The sequence below is a fragment of the Rhodococcus sp. 15-2388-1-1a genome, from assembly GCF_002259145.1.
Classification (GTDB): Bacteria; Actinomycetota; Actinomycetes; order Mycobacteriales; family Mycobacteriaceae; genus Rhodococcoides.
Map to the genome: position 1 here is coordinate 198,053 of NZ_NPFP01000015.1, position 15,141 is coordinate 213,193.

Annotated in this window: 17 protein-coding genes; 12 read left to right on the forward strand and 5 right to left on the reverse strand. The window is 65.0% G+C overall.

Annotation, left to right across the window (positions count from 1 at the left end):
- Nucleotides 1–15: 15 nt before the first annotated feature.
- The 3 genes from rpsR to rpsF are packed head-to-tail and all read right to left on the reverse strand — an operon-like array spanning nucleotide 16 to nucleotide 1,200.
- A complete protein-coding gene (rpsR, locus tag CH302_RS10330; RefSeq protein WP_032396926.1) occupies nucleotides 16–258 on the reverse strand; it encodes a 30S ribosomal protein S18 in 243 nt (80 codons plus the stop codon).
- A 42-nt stretch (nucleotides 259–300) separates the two neighbouring features.
- The gene (locus tag CH302_RS10335; protein WP_037195207.1) at nucleotides 301–852 is read right to left on the reverse strand and encodes a single-stranded DNA-binding protein; all 552 of its coding nucleotides are present in this window, start codon (nucleotides 850–852) and stop codon (nucleotides 301–303) included.
- Nucleotides 853–912: 60 nt separating this feature from the next.
- Nucleotides 913–1,200: a 30S ribosomal protein S6 gene (rpsF, locus tag CH302_RS10340; protein ID WP_008711385.1), complete on the reverse strand. Its 288-nt coding sequence runs from the start codon at nucleotides 1,198–1,200 to the stop codon at nucleotides 913–915.
- Between the two features lie 188 nt (nucleotides 1,201–1,388).
- On the opposite strand from rpsF, the gene CH302_RS10345 reads away from it, so the two are divergent.
- From CH302_RS10345 to CH302_RS10355, 3 genes are all read left to right on the forward strand, one after another.
- Nucleotides 1,389–2,765 carry a glycosyltransferase family 87 protein gene (locus CH302_RS10345; RefSeq protein WP_037195634.1) on the forward strand — a complete coding sequence of 459 codons (1,377 nt, stop codon included), beginning with the start codon at nucleotides 1,389–1,391 and terminating at the stop codon, nucleotides 2,763–2,765.
- 21 nt (nucleotides 2,766–2,786) lie between these two features.
- A complete protein-coding gene (locus CH302_RS10350; RefSeq protein WP_037195209.1) occupies nucleotides 2,787–3,485 on the forward strand; it encodes a response regulator transcription factor in 699 nt (232 codons plus the stop codon).
- Between the two features lie 172 nt (nucleotides 3,486–3,657).
- Nucleotides 3,658–4,023 (forward strand): helix-turn-helix transcriptional regulator, encoded by a 366-nt coding sequence (locus CH302_RS10355; RefSeq protein WP_037195211.1) that lies wholly within the window; start codon nucleotides 3,658–3,660, stop codon nucleotides 4,021–4,023.
- A gap of 9 nt (nucleotides 4,024–4,032) precedes the next feature.
- Here the strand turns inward: CH302_RS10355 and CH302_RS10360 are convergent, their stop codons facing one another.
- Together CH302_RS10360 and CH302_RS10365 are read right to left on the reverse strand one after the other, a co-directional pair.
- Entirely contained in the window at nucleotides 4,033–5,130 is a 1,098-nt protein-coding gene (locus tag CH302_RS10360) for a DUF475 domain-containing protein (protein ID WP_037195213.1), read from the reverse strand.
- Nucleotides 5,131–5,222: 92 nt separating this feature from the next.
- Nucleotides 5,223–5,798: a TerD family protein gene (locus CH302_RS10365; RefSeq protein WP_027495074.1), complete on the reverse strand. Its 576-nt coding sequence runs from the start codon at nucleotides 5,796–5,798 to the stop codon at nucleotides 5,223–5,225.
- Nucleotides 5,799–6,018: 220 nt separating this feature from the next.
- On the opposite strand from CH302_RS10365, the gene CH302_RS10370 reads away from it, so the two are divergent.
- The 9 genes from CH302_RS10370 to CH302_RS10410 form a co-directional block, all read left to right on the forward strand.
- Nucleotides 6,019–7,104, forward strand: a complete 1,086-nt coding sequence (locus tag CH302_RS10370) for a hypothetical protein (protein WP_037195637.1) — start codon at nucleotides 6,019–6,021, stop codon at nucleotides 7,102–7,104.
- A gap of 23 nt (nucleotides 7,105–7,127) precedes the next feature.
- The gene (locus tag CH302_RS10375; protein ID WP_037195640.1) at nucleotides 7,128–8,276 is read left to right on the forward strand and encodes an HpcH/HpaI aldolase/citrate lyase family protein; all 1,149 of its coding nucleotides are present in this window, start codon (nucleotides 7,128–7,130) and stop codon (nucleotides 8,274–8,276) included.
- Nucleotides 8,273–10,606 (forward strand): phosphoribosyltransferase, encoded by a 2,334-nt coding sequence (locus CH302_RS10380; protein ID WP_082323846.1) that lies wholly within the window; start codon nucleotides 8,273–8,275, stop codon nucleotides 10,604–10,606. Before CH302_RS10375 ends, CH302_RS10380 begins: the two co-directional genes overlap by 4 nt.
- Entirely contained in the window at nucleotides 10,603–11,406 is an 804-nt protein-coding gene (locus tag CH302_RS10385; protein WP_037195214.1) for a hypothetical protein, read from the forward strand. Before CH302_RS10380 ends, CH302_RS10385 begins: the two co-directional genes overlap by 4 nt.
- Before the next feature lie 39 nt (nucleotides 11,407–11,445).
- Nucleotides 11,446–12,822 (forward strand): PPE domain-containing protein, encoded by a 1,377-nt coding sequence (locus tag CH302_RS10390; RefSeq protein WP_037195217.1) that lies wholly within the window; start codon nucleotides 11,446–11,448, stop codon nucleotides 12,820–12,822.
- A 17-nt stretch (nucleotides 12,823–12,839) separates the two neighbouring features.
- The gene (locus CH302_RS10395) at nucleotides 12,840–13,571 is read left to right on the forward strand and encodes an ESX secretion-associated protein EspG (RefSeq protein ID WP_176460682.1); all 732 of its coding nucleotides are present in this window, start codon (nucleotides 12,840–12,842) and stop codon (nucleotides 13,569–13,571) included.
- An 84-nt stretch (nucleotides 13,572–13,655) separates the two neighbouring features.
- Entirely contained in the window at nucleotides 13,656–14,255 is a 600-nt protein-coding gene (locus tag CH302_RS10400) for a hypothetical protein (protein ID WP_230596482.1), read from the forward strand.
- The gene (locus CH302_RS10405) at nucleotides 14,255–14,482 is read left to right on the forward strand and encodes a helix-turn-helix domain-containing protein (protein WP_037195221.1); all 228 of its coding nucleotides are present in this window, start codon (nucleotides 14,255–14,257) and stop codon (nucleotides 14,480–14,482) included. Before CH302_RS10400 ends, CH302_RS10405 begins: the two co-directional genes overlap by 1 nt.
- A 90-nt stretch (nucleotides 14,483–14,572) precedes the next feature.
- Nucleotides 14,573–15,141, forward strand: a 569-nt coding sequence (locus tag CH302_RS10410) for a TerD family protein (protein ID WP_255137893.1), incomplete at its 3' end; no start/stop codon positions are given.

Sequence of the window (15,141 nt, forward strand, 5' to 3'; positions counted from 1 at the left end):
ACCAATCGCCCCTTTCTATCGAGCCGTCGCGGCGTAAGGCAGCAGTGCTACCTCACGCGAGTTCTTCACGGCAACGGCCACGTCACGCTGATGCTGGACGCAGTTGCCGGTGACACGGCGAGCGCGGATCTTTCCGCGATCGCTGACGTACTTACGCAGCAACGTCGTGTCCTTGTAATCGATCGACGTGTTCTTTTCCTTGCAGAAGGAACACGCTTTCTTCTTGAGCACCTTGTCGCGCAATGGCGGTTTGGGCATGGGTCTTTCTCCGTTACATCTGGTTGTTCTCGATCGAAGGATCTAGAACGGTGGCTCTTCGTCTCCGCCACGTCCGCCGAAGGAGCCCGACGCCGCCGGGGCACTGCCCCAGGGATCGTCTCCACCGGAACCGGAGTTGGACGAGGAGTTCGAGCGGCCGCCGCCCGATCCGCCGGAGGAACCGGAGCCGGAGCCGGAGTTGAAGCCGCCTCCGCCGCCACCTCCACCGCGATTGGCCTTGTTGACCTTTGCGGTGGCGTAGCGAAGTGAAGGTCCGATCTCGTCGACTTCGAGCTCGACGACTGTCCGCTTCTCACCTTCACGCGTCTCGTACGAGCGCTGCCGCAGCCGTCCGCTCACGATCACTCGCGAGCCTCGGGTCAAGCTCTCGGCAACGTTCTCCGCTGCCTCGCGCCAGATGTTGCAGCGCATGAAGAGCGCGTCGCCGTCTTTCCACTCGTTCGTCTGACGATCGAATGTGCGCGGGGTCGATGCAACCGTGAAGTTGGCAACCGCCGCACCGGCGGGGGTGAATCGAAGTTCTGGATCAGCCGTCAAGTTTCCGATGACGGTGATGACGGTCTCGCCTGCCATGGTTCCTCTTTCAGTAGTAAGCGTCGTTGTAGATGCCAGCCTAGAGGCGGGCAACGACAATTACTTGCCCTGTCGCAGGACCTTCGTACGCAGAACGGACTCGTTGAGTCCGAGCTGACGATCCAGCTCGCTGACGGTGGCAGGCTCGGCGTTGAGGTTCACAACGGCGTAGATGCCCTCGGCATGCTTGAGGATTTCGTAGGCCAGACGACGCTTGCCCCACACATCGACCTTGTCGACGGTGCCGCCATCCTTGCGAACGACGTTGAGGAACGTATCGAGCGACGGAGCGACAGTGCGCTCGTCCAGATTGGGGTCGAGAATGACCATCAATTCGTAATGACGCATAAGACCTCATCACCTCCTGTGGACTAGTGAAAACGGCCACGGACTATCCGTGGCAGGAGGGTCGTTGCGTCAGCAACCCCTCGAAGATACACGACAGGGCCCTGACCTGCTAATTCGCGTCGGGCGCACGGTCCGGCGTTCGCGCGTCATAGTCTTGCACCATGCGATCCGGGGTCCGCGCCAATCCGATGACGGTCGTCGTGGTCGTCGCGATGGCTGCGGTGGGATTGATTCTGGGGTATCTGAACAAGGCCCGATGCGCGGTCGCGCCGTTCGACGCCTCCGGTCGCAGCACGGCGTTCGACGCCATCAAGGATTCCTCGGTCTGCTACTCCGACATCCAGTTCCTGTGGCTCGGCCGAGACATCGACAATCACATCTTTCCCTACATCCACGGGGCCATCACCAGCGACGGGATCCTCACGGGCGGGACGGTGGAGTACCCCGTCCTCAGCGGGTTGCTGATGTGGCTCGGAGCCATTCCCGCCCACACCGATGCACAGTTCCTGTTGACCTCGGCGTTGATTCTTGCGCCGTTCGGTCTGCTCACCGCCTGGATGCTCGGCCGAATGGCGGGCTGGTCCGCCCTGCTGTGGTCGATCGGACCGCCGCTGGTGATGTACGCCTTCCACAACTGGGAGCTTCCCGTCGTGGCCACCGCCGTCGGCGCGATCTTCGTCATGACGCTGCCGATGCCACTGCGGCGCAGAGCGATTCTCGCGTCGGTGCTGCTGGCCGTCGGCTTCTGCCTCAAGCTCTATCCGGGAGCATTCGTGTTGCCCCTGATCGCGTACGTGGTCACCGGCGGCATCGACGGGCGCGAGTCCGCCGGCACCGCCGAAGGTCGCTGGGACATCCGCGGCGGCCTGATGGTTGCCGGCGCTGCGATCGGCACCGTCGTCGCAGTGAATCTGCCGTTCGCAGTGCTCGGGTACGAGGGGTGGCGCGCATCCTTCACGTTCCAGTCGCTGCGGCAGGCAGACCTGACGACCAACTCCATCTGGTACTGGGGTCTGCGCCACTTCTACATCAGCGACCAGATGACTCCCGATGCCTATGCCGAGGCCGACGCATCCTTCCAGGACGTGGTCGACGTCGCGTCGCCGCTGCTGGTGTTCGCCGCGTTCGCTCTTGCGCTGTGGCTCGGCTGGCGTCGCGCAAAGGTCGACGGGACGTACCCGTGGGTCGCGGTGAGCGGATCGATGCTGTGCGGGTTCATGCTGCTGCACAAGGTGCACTCGCCGCAGTACACGCTGTGGCTGCTGCCCTTCCTGGTGCTGCTTCGCGTCCCGTGGGGACTCGTCGCCGCGTATCTGCTCGTCGATCTGTCGATGGGAATCGGCGTCTTCAAGTACTTCGCCGCGTTGGCCTCGGGTGCCGATGCCAACGACGAGGAGTTCTTCGTTCTCGTCGGGGTGTGGGGACGAGCGCTGCTGCTGATCGTGCTGTTCGTCTTGTTCATCCGAGCGCACGCGCGGATTCCGTCGAACGACGAAACCGACTCCGAGTCGGTAACGTCTCGCCCGCCGGCATCGACATCGTTGACGACATCATCGGGGCAGTAAGGCGCACAGTGGGGCGGGGACATGACGCAGGCGTCACGATCGCAGGGGAACACCGGGGAGCAGATCACCGAAGTACGACGCGTCGGCCTCGTCGAGGACCACGAATCGGTAGCGCTCGGACTCAAGGCAATGCTCGCGGACGAACCCGATCTGGAACTGGTGTCCACCGCCGCCACGGTCGCTGAGTTGCTCGCCCAGCAGCAGACATTCGATCTGGTCGTGCTCGACCTTCGTCTCGGTGACGGTTCGTCACCCCGCTCGAACGTGGAGCAGTTGCACGCCGCAGGCGCGCGCGTCCTCGTCTACACCGGTGCCGAGAACGCCTTCCTGGTTCGCTCGGCAGCCCGTGCAGGCGTGCTGGGCGTGGTCCGAAAGTCCGCACCCGCAGCGGCGATCGTCTCCGCGATCCGACGCGCAGCGAGCGGCGGGCAGGTCGTGACGACGGACTGGGCTGCCGCGATCGACGGCGATCCGCAGCTCCCCGACGTCGGACTCAGTCCACGTCAGCGCGAGGTACTCGCCCTCTACGCGTCGGGCGAGAAGGCCGGACGCGTCGCCCGCCTGGCCGGACTGTCCGAGCAGACCGTCAACGACTATCTGGTTCGGATCCGCAACAAATACGCCGAGGCGGGGCGTCCGGCACCGACGAAAACCGATCTGTACAAGCGAGCGGTCGAGGACGGCTGGCTCCCGATGCCCGAGCTACCTCCGCAGGATTGACTCGACGACGGCGGCCCTGCTGTGGTTCATCCCACAGTCTCGGCACGAGGGAAACGCATGGTTGACGGTTCAATGCCCCTAATAGTCAGGGCAGAAAACCTGCGCATTACCTGTGAGAATCGTTCTCATTGGTTTAGTTGGTCTCAACCCACTTCGGCGCCCGGGAGATCTGATGTCCGCTCTGCTCGACCCCATGCCCTCCGAGAGCGGCTCATCGCTCCCGGCACCGCTTCGCTCACGTGGCCCCATCAGCCTGGTTCCGCCCCCCATGCAGATACACCCCGTTCCCGCCGCCGCGAGCCCGTTCCCGCCCCGACCGGATCTGACCGACCGCGAGATCGAGGTCCTGCTCTGCTGGATTCGACACGATTCGAAGACCGAAGTGGCGAAAGCACTGTTTCTCTCACTCGGCACCGTCAACACCCACCTCACCCGCATTCGGGCCAAGTACACCTCTGTCGGGCGCCCGGCACCGACCAAGGCAGGCCTGGTGGCACGGGCCCTCCAAGACGGACTGGTGGATATCTCGGAGCTGTGAGACCGCCGGTCAGACGCTGACGGCGGTCTCCACGCCTTCCTTCTCGAGACGCTTGTTCCGTCGGATGCTGCTCAGCAGAGCGGCTCCGATGAACAGGATTCCCACGAAACCGGTGATCAGCTCGTTGATGTGCACACCGATCGAGACCAGCAGGATGATGGACAACGCACCGATCGCCCAGTGCGCACCGTGCTCGAGGTACACGTAGTCGGACAACGTTCCCTTGCGAACCAGGAAGACCGTGATCGAGCGGACGAACATCGCGCCGATGAAGCCGAGGCCGAGCGCGATGATGATGGGGTCCGCGGTGATGGCGAAGGCACCGATGACACCGTCGAACGAGAAGGACGCGTCGAGAACCTCGAGGTAGAGGAACAGGAAGAACCCGGCCTTACCGGTCGCCTTCGCCAATTCGCTCGGACCGTTCGAGGACTCCTCGCCCTCTTCTTCGACGTGGAAGAGCTCACCGAGTCCGTTGACCGCGATGTACGTGATCATGCCGAGCACACCGGAGACCATGACGGTGGAGATCTTGTCGTCGTCGGCGAGGAATTCGGCGCTCAGTACCAGCAGCAGGCCTGCGACGACCACGGACAGCTGATCGAGGCGGCCGATGCGAGCGAGGGGCTTCTCGAGCCAGCTCAGCCAGGTGATGTCGCGGTCCTCGAAGATGAAGCCGAGGAAGAGCATGAGCAGGAACATGCCGCCGAATGCAGCGATCTGCGGATGCGCGTCGGTGAGGAGTGTTTCGTAGCTGGGAGAACCGTCCGGGAAGGTCGCGGCGCCGTCTGCCGGCGGGTTCAGCGCCAGATCGATGGCGGCGACCGGACCGAGGCCCGACGCAGCCCAGACGATGACCAGCGGGAACAGCAGCCGCATACCGAACACAGCGATGATGATGCCGATGGTGAGGAAGATCTTCTGCCAGAACTCGCTCATGCGTCGCAGCACGGTGGCATTGATGACGGCATTGTCGAAGGACAGCGACACCTCGAGCACACCGAGGATGAGAACGAGGATCATCGCCTCGATCCCGCCGTACAGGAATGCCACGATGACGGACACGATGGTGACCGCGATCGACCATCCGAAGATCTTCACAACCACAGTCGTGGCCCTTCTCGAGACTAAAGACGGAAAAACCCCCGCCCATCATGAATGACGAGGCGGGGGTACTCCCAATCTTGAGAGGGTCTTTACTACACGTTTACTCCGAAATCGCGTGCGATTCCTGCGAGTCCGGACGCGTAGCCCTGACCGACTGCGCGGAACTTCCACTCCGCGCCGTTGCGGTACAGCTCACCGAAGACCATCGCGGTCTCGGTGGAGGCATCCTCGCTGAGGTCGTAGCGAGCGAGCTCGGAGTTGTCGGCCTGGTTGATGACGCGGATGAACGCGTTGCGCACCTGACCGAACGACTGCGAGCGTGCGTCCGCATCGTAGATCGATACGGGGAAAGTGATGGTCTCGATCTCCGGCGGCACAGCGGCGAGATCGACCTTGATCTGCTCGTCGTCTCCGTCGCCCTCACCCGTGGTGTTGTCGCCGGTGTGCTCGATGGAGCCGTCGGGAGACTTCAGGTTGTTGAAGAACACGAAGTGCCCGTCGCTCAGGGCCTTCTTCGTCGAGTTCAGAGCGATGGCGCTGGCGTCGAGATCGAAGTCGGTGCCGGTCGTCGTGCGGATGTCCCATCCGAGACCGACCACAACCGCGGTCAGGTTCGGAGCTGCCTTGGTGAGCGAGACATTGCCACCCTTGCTGAGGCTGACGCCCATGGAGAGGTCCTTTCGCAATTGGTTTCCCGTTACGGGTTCAACCGTAGTGGGAATGTCCGGTTCTTGGACGTACTCCGCCAACGAGTACGACATCGCCAGGGTTCCCGTCAGTACTATCGAACAGGTGACAAGTCGCTGGCCTGGGGTGTTCCGCCGGGGTGCCGAAGCGGACGCCGCCGCGCGTCGTTCCCAGGACAACGCTGTCGCCGCGTTTCTCGACATGGACAAGCGTCAGTCCATCGCCTCGGCGGGCGTCGAGGCCTCCACCGCACTGCGCCCCCAGGATCGACTCGCCGGCCGATGGACCGACACCGAGAAGCAGTGTTTCGACGCCGGAGCCGCCTACCTCGCTGCCGTCGAGCAGTTCGACGGAATCACCACCCCGGCCGCCAGATCGGCCTTCGACCGAGCGACCGCGCTTCTGCACGATGCCAGCACTGCCGTGGACCGGTTCTACGACGCTCATCGAGGCACCCTCGAGCAGGCCTCCGCTCAGTTCGCCGCCACCCCGCGCCTGGTCCAGGACGCCTTGGCCGAGGCCGACGCAGCCCGATCCACCGTCGACGAACAGTTTGCCGGCTACCCATCACTCCGGCAGGCGTGGCGCGAACTCGATTCGGCAACAACGCAATTGCAGGCCGACCAGCGTGACCCCCTGCGTGCCCGAGAGCATGCCGCCCTGGTCCGTGACCGGGCCGCCGCGCTGCGGGCTGCCGTGGACTCGGCCCCGGGACGCCTTCAGGAGGCCAAGACGGCACTGGCCTCGGTGCGCACCCGAATCGAAGCCGTGCGAACGAGATCCGAGGGCATTGCCCCGGCATTCTCGAGTCTGCTTCGGGAGTTCAACGCCAAGAGCTCGGCAGACCTGTCTCGAAACGAACGGTCGAGTGCGCGTCACATCGAGCAGGCCGACGAGGATCTGAGCGCGGCGCGTTCGGCACTCGGTGCGGGCAATCCCGAACACGCACTGGATCTGGTGACCCAGGCGCGCCAACACCTGAGCGATGCCGAACAACTGGTCGACGCGGTCACCGACCGAGTTCGGCTACTGCGCGCGGTCAAGGCCGATCCGAAAGAGACCGAGAACAAAGTGCGGTTCAAACTTCGTGACGCTCAACAACTCGCGATCAATCGCGGTCTGGTTGCCGAATGGGGCTCGGTGTTGGATGCTCAGCTCGCCCGGATCGACAGGGCGAGCACGGCGCTGACGGGTACCCATCCCGACTACTGGTCATATCTGCAGGATCTGGATACCATTTCGGACTTCATCGCAGGCGTGATCGACCGCATGCGTACCTCGCACTGATCACATTCACACGAAGGACAGTGGTGCAACACTTTCGCCATCTCGACGCAGACACCCGTGACCGAGTGTTCTTCCTGCAGCCGGAAGACATCGAGACGAGCGACGGAAACGACCTCGTGGCAACGGCTCTCGGCGCAACGCTGTACATCCCGGCGACGCGTCCCGACCTGACCGCGACGGTGAACAAACGCACCGACGAGGGGGTGCGGTCCATCGTCATCGATCTCGAAGACGCTGTGGCGGACCATAATCTGGAAGAAGCGCTGGCCAACACCGTGCGAACTCTCAACGAACTCTCGGGTTCGAGATCGCTCGTGTTCGTTCGGGCTCGTACCGCCGCGCACATCCGCAGCATCTGCGCCGGCCTCGACCACGGTGCCGCCGGGCTCGCGGGATTCGTCGTACCGAAGTTCACGGCAGCACGCGGAGCCGAGTCCCTCGACGAGATCGTCGCCGCCTCGAAGGCACACGGCACCCGTCTGTTCGCCATGCCCGTCCTCGAATCCACGGAAGTGGTGCACCGGGAGACGCGCGACGCGGAACTCGTTGCCATTCGCGAACTACTCGGCCGCTACCGCGACATCGTGCTGGCGGTGCGCATCGGCGCGACCGACATGTGCGGCACCTTCGGCATCCGCCGCGACCGCGACCTGACGATCTACGACGTCCGCGTCGTCGCCGACGTCATCAGCGCGATCGTCAATCACCTGGGCCGGTACGACGGATCGGGATTCGTCATCACCGGACCGGTGTGGGAGTACTTCGCAGACCACGAACGCATGTTCCGTCCCCTGCTGCGTCAGACGCCGTTCGTCGATCAAGAGGCCGTACGCTTCCGCCAGCAATTGGTCAGCAGCGACCTCGACGCCCTCCTGCGCGAGGTGGCACTCGACCGTGCGAACGGCATTCAGGGCAAGACCGTCATCCACCCCTCGCACGTGCCTGCGGTGCACGCACTGTCCGCAGTGACGCACGAGGAGTACCACGACGCACTCGACATTCTCTCGTCCGACCAGGGCGGCGTCCAGGCATCCGGCTACCGCAACAAGATGAACGAACTGGGCCCGCACCGCAATTGGGCGAAGCAGACGATGGTGCGCGCCAAGGCGTTCGGCGTCACCAACGAGGGGATCACGTTCGTGGATCTACTGACCGCACTGGCACAGCGATGAACGCGAATCCGGCCGACGGCATCGTGCTCACCGACACCGGCTCGTCGTCGTCCTGGACGGCAACACAATTGGTGCGTCCCGGTCTGCGTCGCAACCCCCGCCGCGCCCACCTGCTGGTCTCGACAGTGCTCGGCAAACACATACCCGTCGACCCGGACGTCGTGATCGCCGCCGGCAACGAACTGGCCGCTCTGGTGCGCACCGCGGTGAACGGTTCCGATGTCGACGTTCTCGGATTCGCAGAAACGGCAACGGGATTGGGCCATACGGTTGCGACGGCTCTGGGTGCACACTGCTACCTGCACTCGACGCGTCGCCCCGTTCCCGGCATGACCGTGCACGGCGAGTTCGAGGAGGGTCACTCGCACGCCACCGACCACCTGCTGATGCCCACCTCGGCCGACCTTCTCGCCGGCGACCTGCCGTTGATACTCGTCGACGACGAGATCTCGACCGGAGCGACCGCGTTGGATGCGTTGCGACAGATTCACGCGTCGGCCGAGCGCGCGCACTACGTCATCGCATCCCTGGTGGACATGCGCACCGCCGAGCATCTCGCTGCTGCCGCTGCGGTGGCAACGGAACTCGGCGTTCGAATCGACAACGTGAGCCTGGCGCAGGGATCGGTCGAGCTGGAGCAGGGTCTGGTGGAGACGGTGCTGGACCTACCCGATCCGGTGTTCAATCCCACTGCTGCACAGCCCGGTTCGGTTCGTCGAGTCGACGCCCACTGGCCGGCGACCCTGCCCGACGGCGGCCGCCACGGATTCCTCCGATCCGACGCGGCAGGTTTCGACTCCGCGATCGACGATCTGTCGGCCACGGTCGCTGCAGCGCTCCCCGAATCGGCACCGGTGGTCGTCATCGGCCACGAGGAGCTGATGTATCTGCCGCTTCGACTCGCGGCGGCACTGCAGAAGCGGGGACACCGTGCCCTGTTCCAGACCACCACCCGGTCACCGGCATACGTTCTCGACGTGCCCGACTACCCCCTGCGCCGCGGCTTCGAATTCGCCGCGCCCGAGGACGAATCGGGACTGCGCTACCTCTACAACGCGTCCGGGCCGCACGAGGCGACACTGGTGCTCGTCGCCGACGCCCCCGCCGACACCGACGCCCTCGCGGCAGCCGCCGAGACTCTCGCCGCGTCGGGCACAGACGTACTCCTCGTGGTCGTGACCGGAGCCGACCCGGTGGCACTCGAAGTCTCGCGGCGGGCACAACCACTCCGCGGACCCGAGTTCGGCTCCTACGCAGCGGACGAAGTCACCTGGCTGCTCAAGGACCTCTCGTCGGTCTCGCTCGAAGCAGCAATCGAAGAGCGGGAGAAGCGCATTCAGGCCGGCGACGCCCACTACGCCGAATCGCTCCCGGTCGAGTACCAACCGGATCTCGCCTACCGCGAACTGTTCGAGAAAGTGCTGCAGGACAGTGCATCGCGGCTGGCGGTCGCGGTCGGAACCGTCACCGAGGTCGTGCTGGCCGAGCGCGGCCACGACATCGCACTCGCCTCGCTGGCCCGCGCGGGCACCCCCGTCGGAATCCTGATGCGCCGCTGGGCCTTCGCAGCCCACGGCATCGAAATTCCGCACTACGCCGTCTCGATCGTGCGCGATCGAGGTATCGACGCCGTCGCACTGCGCTACCTTGCCGAGCACCACGACTCACGCTCGGTGGTGTTCGTCGACGGCTGGACCGGCAAGGGTGCGATCGCCCGCGAACTCACCGCCGCACTCCGCGACTTCCCCGGAGCCGAGTTCGACGACGACCTCGCCGTGCTCGCCGATCCGGGCAACTGTGCGCGCACGTACGGCACCCGTGACGACTTCCTGATCGCGTCGGCCTGCCTCAATTCGACTGTGTCGGGTCTGGTTTCACGTACCGTGCTCAACGACGAACTGATTCGCCCCGGTGACTTCCACGGCGCGAAGTACTACGCCGATCTCGCGCCCGACGACGTCTCGCGTCACCTGCTCGACACCGTCGCTGCACGTTTCGATGACGTCCGGGAGGAGGTCGCCGCCTCGGTGACCGCCGTGCTCGCCTCCGACCGAACCCCCACCTGGACGGGATGGGCATCGGTGGAGAAGGTCCGCGAGGAGTACGGCATCTCGCACGTCAATTTCGTCAAACCCGGCGTCGGTGAGACCACTCGGGTGCTGCTGCGCCGTGTCCCGTGGCGGGTGCTGGTGCGGGACGCCGATGCGCCCGAGCACGAACACATTCGGATGCTCGCCGCGGCCAGGGGAGTACCGGTGGACGTGGTTCCCGACCTCGCCTACTCCTGCATGGGGCTGATCAAGAACGTCTCGAACGCGGACGCGTCGTGAGCTCTCTCGTCGCGGTGGATCTCGACCGTACGATGATCTTCTCCGAGGGCGCACTCGGTGTCCCCCTGGACGATTCGTGCGAGTGCGTGGAGATGTACGAGGGAAAGCCACTGTCCTACATGAGCTCTCGCTCGGTTGCACTCCTTCGAGAGTTGAGCGAGACCGTGATCGTGGTGCCGACCACCACGCGAACCATCGAACAGTTTCGACGGATCGCGCTGCCCGGCGCACCCTGGCGATACGCCATCACCAGCAACGGCGGCAACATCCTCGTCGACGGTGAGCCGGACATGCATTGGCGCAACGGGTTCGCGTTGGATCTGGCGGGCATCGGTGCAGAGTTGAGATCGCGGGTCTCCGAGGACTGGGTCCTCAAGTACCGCGAGGCCGACGGCCTGTTCTGCTACCTGGTGGTGAACACGGCCGCTGTGTCCGAGGGCTTCGTCGCGGAGTGGTCGCAGTGGTGCGCCGCTCGGGACTGGAACGTCTCGCAACAGGGGCGCAAGATCTACACGATGCCCAACGCGGTGTGCAAGAGCTCTGCGGTGGCCGAGGTTCGGGCCAGGCTGATTCAGGACGGCACCCTCGACGCCGATGCCCGAGTCTTCGCCGCCGGTGACGGGGCGCTCGACGCCGAGATGCTCATCGCGGCCGACGCCGCGATCCGTCCGCGGCACGGTGAACTGGAGCTGCTCGGCTTCACCCGGCCCGGGTTGACCGTCACCGACTCCTCCGGCGTCCGGGCCACCGAGGAAATCCTCGAGTGGCTGCGGAACCGAACCGCCGTGCGCCGCGTCTAACTGTTCGTCGGGGAGACAGACGCGGGGCAAGGGGTGGGTATGACGGATCCGTACGAGGAACTCGCAGCGACGATCGACAAGATCGTCACCAGTACGTTCGTGACGCCGGTGGGTCCCGAATTTCTCGACTCCGTTCTGGACGCGGCATTCGAGAAGGCGAACGTGGCCCTCGACTACCGCGGCGAGTTCGAGCCGACCGAAGTGGTCATCACCGAGGCGTTCGAGGTGATGCCGCACGAGCAGATCGTGACCATGGTCGAATCGCTGGGAACCGCCACCATCGTGAACTCGTCCAAGAACTGGAACGACTTGTCCGCTGCCGCAACCACCGGATCCGACGGCTTCCGTTCCGGCATCGAGGCGGCCATGACGTCGGGCTGGTCGGGACCGACAGCCGACGCCGTCCGCGGCGGTGTGGGCAACTACGTCTCGTCCGCGACCGCGCTGTCCACCTCGATGAGCTTGATCAGCAACAAATTGCTCGAGGCTCACTCCGGCTTCACGCAGACACAGTCGCGGATGCCACCGGTGGTTGCGCCCGGAAGCAGCATGATCGATGCCCTTCTGCCCATTCCCTTCGCCGCGAAGGACGCAGTGTCGGCCCGAGAGGAGCAGCAGGAAGAAGCACGCCGAATCATGCGCTCGGTCTACGTACCAGGGGTATTGCAGTCCGATTCCCAGGTCCCCGTGCTACCGGCAGCGCACGACCCGGTCGCTGACGGTGGCGGTTCCAGTGGAGGCTGGGGACTCGGCACCTCCGCCGGGGGCGGAGGTATCGGCTCGACCTCCGGCACCACCGGCGCGGACGGAGGAGATTCGGCGGCCCGGACGGCTGCAACACAGGCGCAGGCCGGCTCCGCCGAGGCTGCCGAAGCGGGTCGGAGCGGTACTGCTGCGTCGGAGCAGCCCGGGTCGAGCGGTTCGGGTTCCCTGCCTCCGGCCGACAACTCCGGTGAAACACGTGCCGCAGCGGCTACCGGGCCGGGTGCTTCCGGCGGTGGTACGGGTTCCGGGGTCGGCGCGGGTCCCGGCGGCGGCTACGGCGGAACAGGAACGGGCGGCAGCGGCTTCGCCGGATCCAATGGTTCGGGCTACGGCGGCGGTGCGGGATACGGAGTCGGATCCGGAGGCAGTTCCGGTGCCGGATCGGGTTACGGCGGATCGGTTCTCGGCCCTCCGATCGGTGGCGGGGCGGGCGGCGGGGCAGGCGGTACCGGTGGTCCCGGCAGCGCAGCTGCGGCGGCCGGGCGCGCGGGAGCGCACGGCATGCCGGGAATGGGTGCCATGGGCGGTGCGCGCGGTGCCGGCGACAACGACGGCGAACACGCAACTCCCGGTTACCTCGTCGACGTGAGCAACGGCAGCGAATTGATCGGCGATCTGCCTCTGGTTGCACCTCCGGTACTCGGCGGCTGACGATGACGAGCTGGACCATGCCCGGTATCGACTTCATGCTGCTGTGCAGTCGATTCGGACGCGACCGACTGCCGTATCCCCTGGTGGTCACCATCGACGTCGAGACCGTGGACGAACTCCGACAACTGCGGCGGGAGGCGTCGGCGAGGATCGACGCGATGATGGACGAGAAGCTCGGCGCAGCTGTTCGGACCATCGTCGACCCGATCGTTCGTATCGAATGTCGAGGCGAGACAACCGATTCCCACTACGGAATCGTCCGCAGCCACGCAGCGATTCGTCACGACACGGCCGCGGTACTCATCCAGGAGCCGGGGCCCGACGCCTCCTCCGGCGGTGCCGTCACCATCGAACTGACCGACCCGGCCCATGCCCCCGCCGTAGCTCTCGGATCCGTACCCACTGTTGCTGCCGGCCACCGACCGGCCGAGCGACTCGAACGCGCTACTGCTGCAGCGACTTCGGGCGGGTCGCATCTGTCCACCGCGACCCGGGGTGCGACGGCGGACGAGCAGTTCCGGTCGTTCTTCGACCGCCCACGGTCTGCAGTCGGCGAGATCATCGTCGCGCGTGGCAAGACCTACGACAACCGCCGCGACACCGATGCCGTCTCGTTCTTCTGGATGGACTTCGAGCAGGACGGCCGGTACATCGTGCACTCCGCACAGACGATCGACATTGCGCCTGCCGATACCGCCGGCCTGGCGTCGGAAATCGAGCGACATGTGGCGGCTGCTCTGAGGCGGTGAACACGGCCGGCCCTTGACACCCTATCGATAAGCGATAGGTTATCGATATTCGTTGTTATCGATTATCGATATGGAGGCGGCGGGATGGCATACGGACTGAGCTCGATGCGGACGAACAAATGGTCGATGGTGTTCTATGCGGCACTGGCCGTGGGCTGGTCCGGCTGGAAAATGTGGAAATACCACTCCTCGGACTACGTCGTCGCCACGGTCGAACCCGAATCGAACACACCGCCCGTCGAGTTGTTCGGGGGCCAGTTGCAACCGGGAAACTCGGTCGAGCTCAGTGTTCCGAAGGCCGAGATCACGCGGCTGCTGAGCTTCATCGACGTGATGCGCTACGGCGCAACCGTCGTCGGTCTGGTCATCATCCTGGTGGGTCTGCTGTTCTTCTACCGCTTCTGCAACCGCGTGATCGCGGGGAATCCCTTCACCAACGCCGCGCGCACCGACGTCGTGCTGATCGGTGTGTGCATTCTCGCGTACCCCATCATCACTGGGTTCATGAACATGCTCGGCACCAACAGCGTCGTCGGTGCGCTCGAGCTGAGCACGACCATCGACACTGCGCGGCCTGTCACCGGTCTCTGGATCGCAATCGCCGTGTCGACCTTCCTGCAGTTCGTCTACGCCGCCATCACCCAAGGCACCAAGCTCGCGCGCGATGCCGATGGTTTGGTCTGATGGCGGAGGAATTCGTCGACCACCTCGTCGTCTGCCATCTGGGCGAGATTCTCGACGCCCGCGGCATGACGCTCGCCGAGCTCTCGCGTCTCGCCGGGGTCAGCGTCGTCAATCTGTCGGTGCTCAAGAACGACCGCGCCAAGGCCATCCGATTCTCGACACTCACCGCCGTCTGTCGCGTCCTCGGCTGCACACCGGGCGACCTGTTCACGCTCCGCCGGATCTGACCGCCACCGAATCGCAGCCACACCAGTCGGACAAATCGAACAAGTACATTGGATGACGGTAACCAGCACTTCGAGAGAGAGTCCACCACATTGTCTGCTCCGGCCGGTCAACCGTTGTCCAAGGGTCAGAACGGCCCCCTCACCGTCGGTGACGTCGTCGTCTCCATCGCATTGGCCGTACCTGCGGACCTGTCTGCGCTGCTGGTCACCGACGCCGGAAAAGTACGCACCGACGCCGATTTCGTGTTCTTCAACCAGCCCACCGGCCCCGGCGTGCGCCTCGAGCCCGGCCAGGGCGGCCCGGCCCGGCTCGCCGTATCGCTCGCTGCAGTTCCCGCCGACATCGAGCAGATCCGCGCCGTCATCACCCTCGACGACGCGTCGAGCAACTTCGGTCGATCCGCCGCTCCCGTCGCGCGAGTGAGCGACGCAGGCGGAAATGTGCTGTACGAGTACACGATCGACGGTTTGAGCTCGGAGTCGATCGTGATCGCGCTGGAGATCTACCGCCGACAGGGAAGCTGGAAGGTGCGAGCCGTCGGGCAGGGTTACGCGGGCGGGTTCGCCGCGCTGGTGACCGACCACGGTGTGTCCGTGGACGACGCTCCTGCTCCTGCCCCGACACCTCCTCCCGCCCCCGCCAGTCCACCGCCACCTGC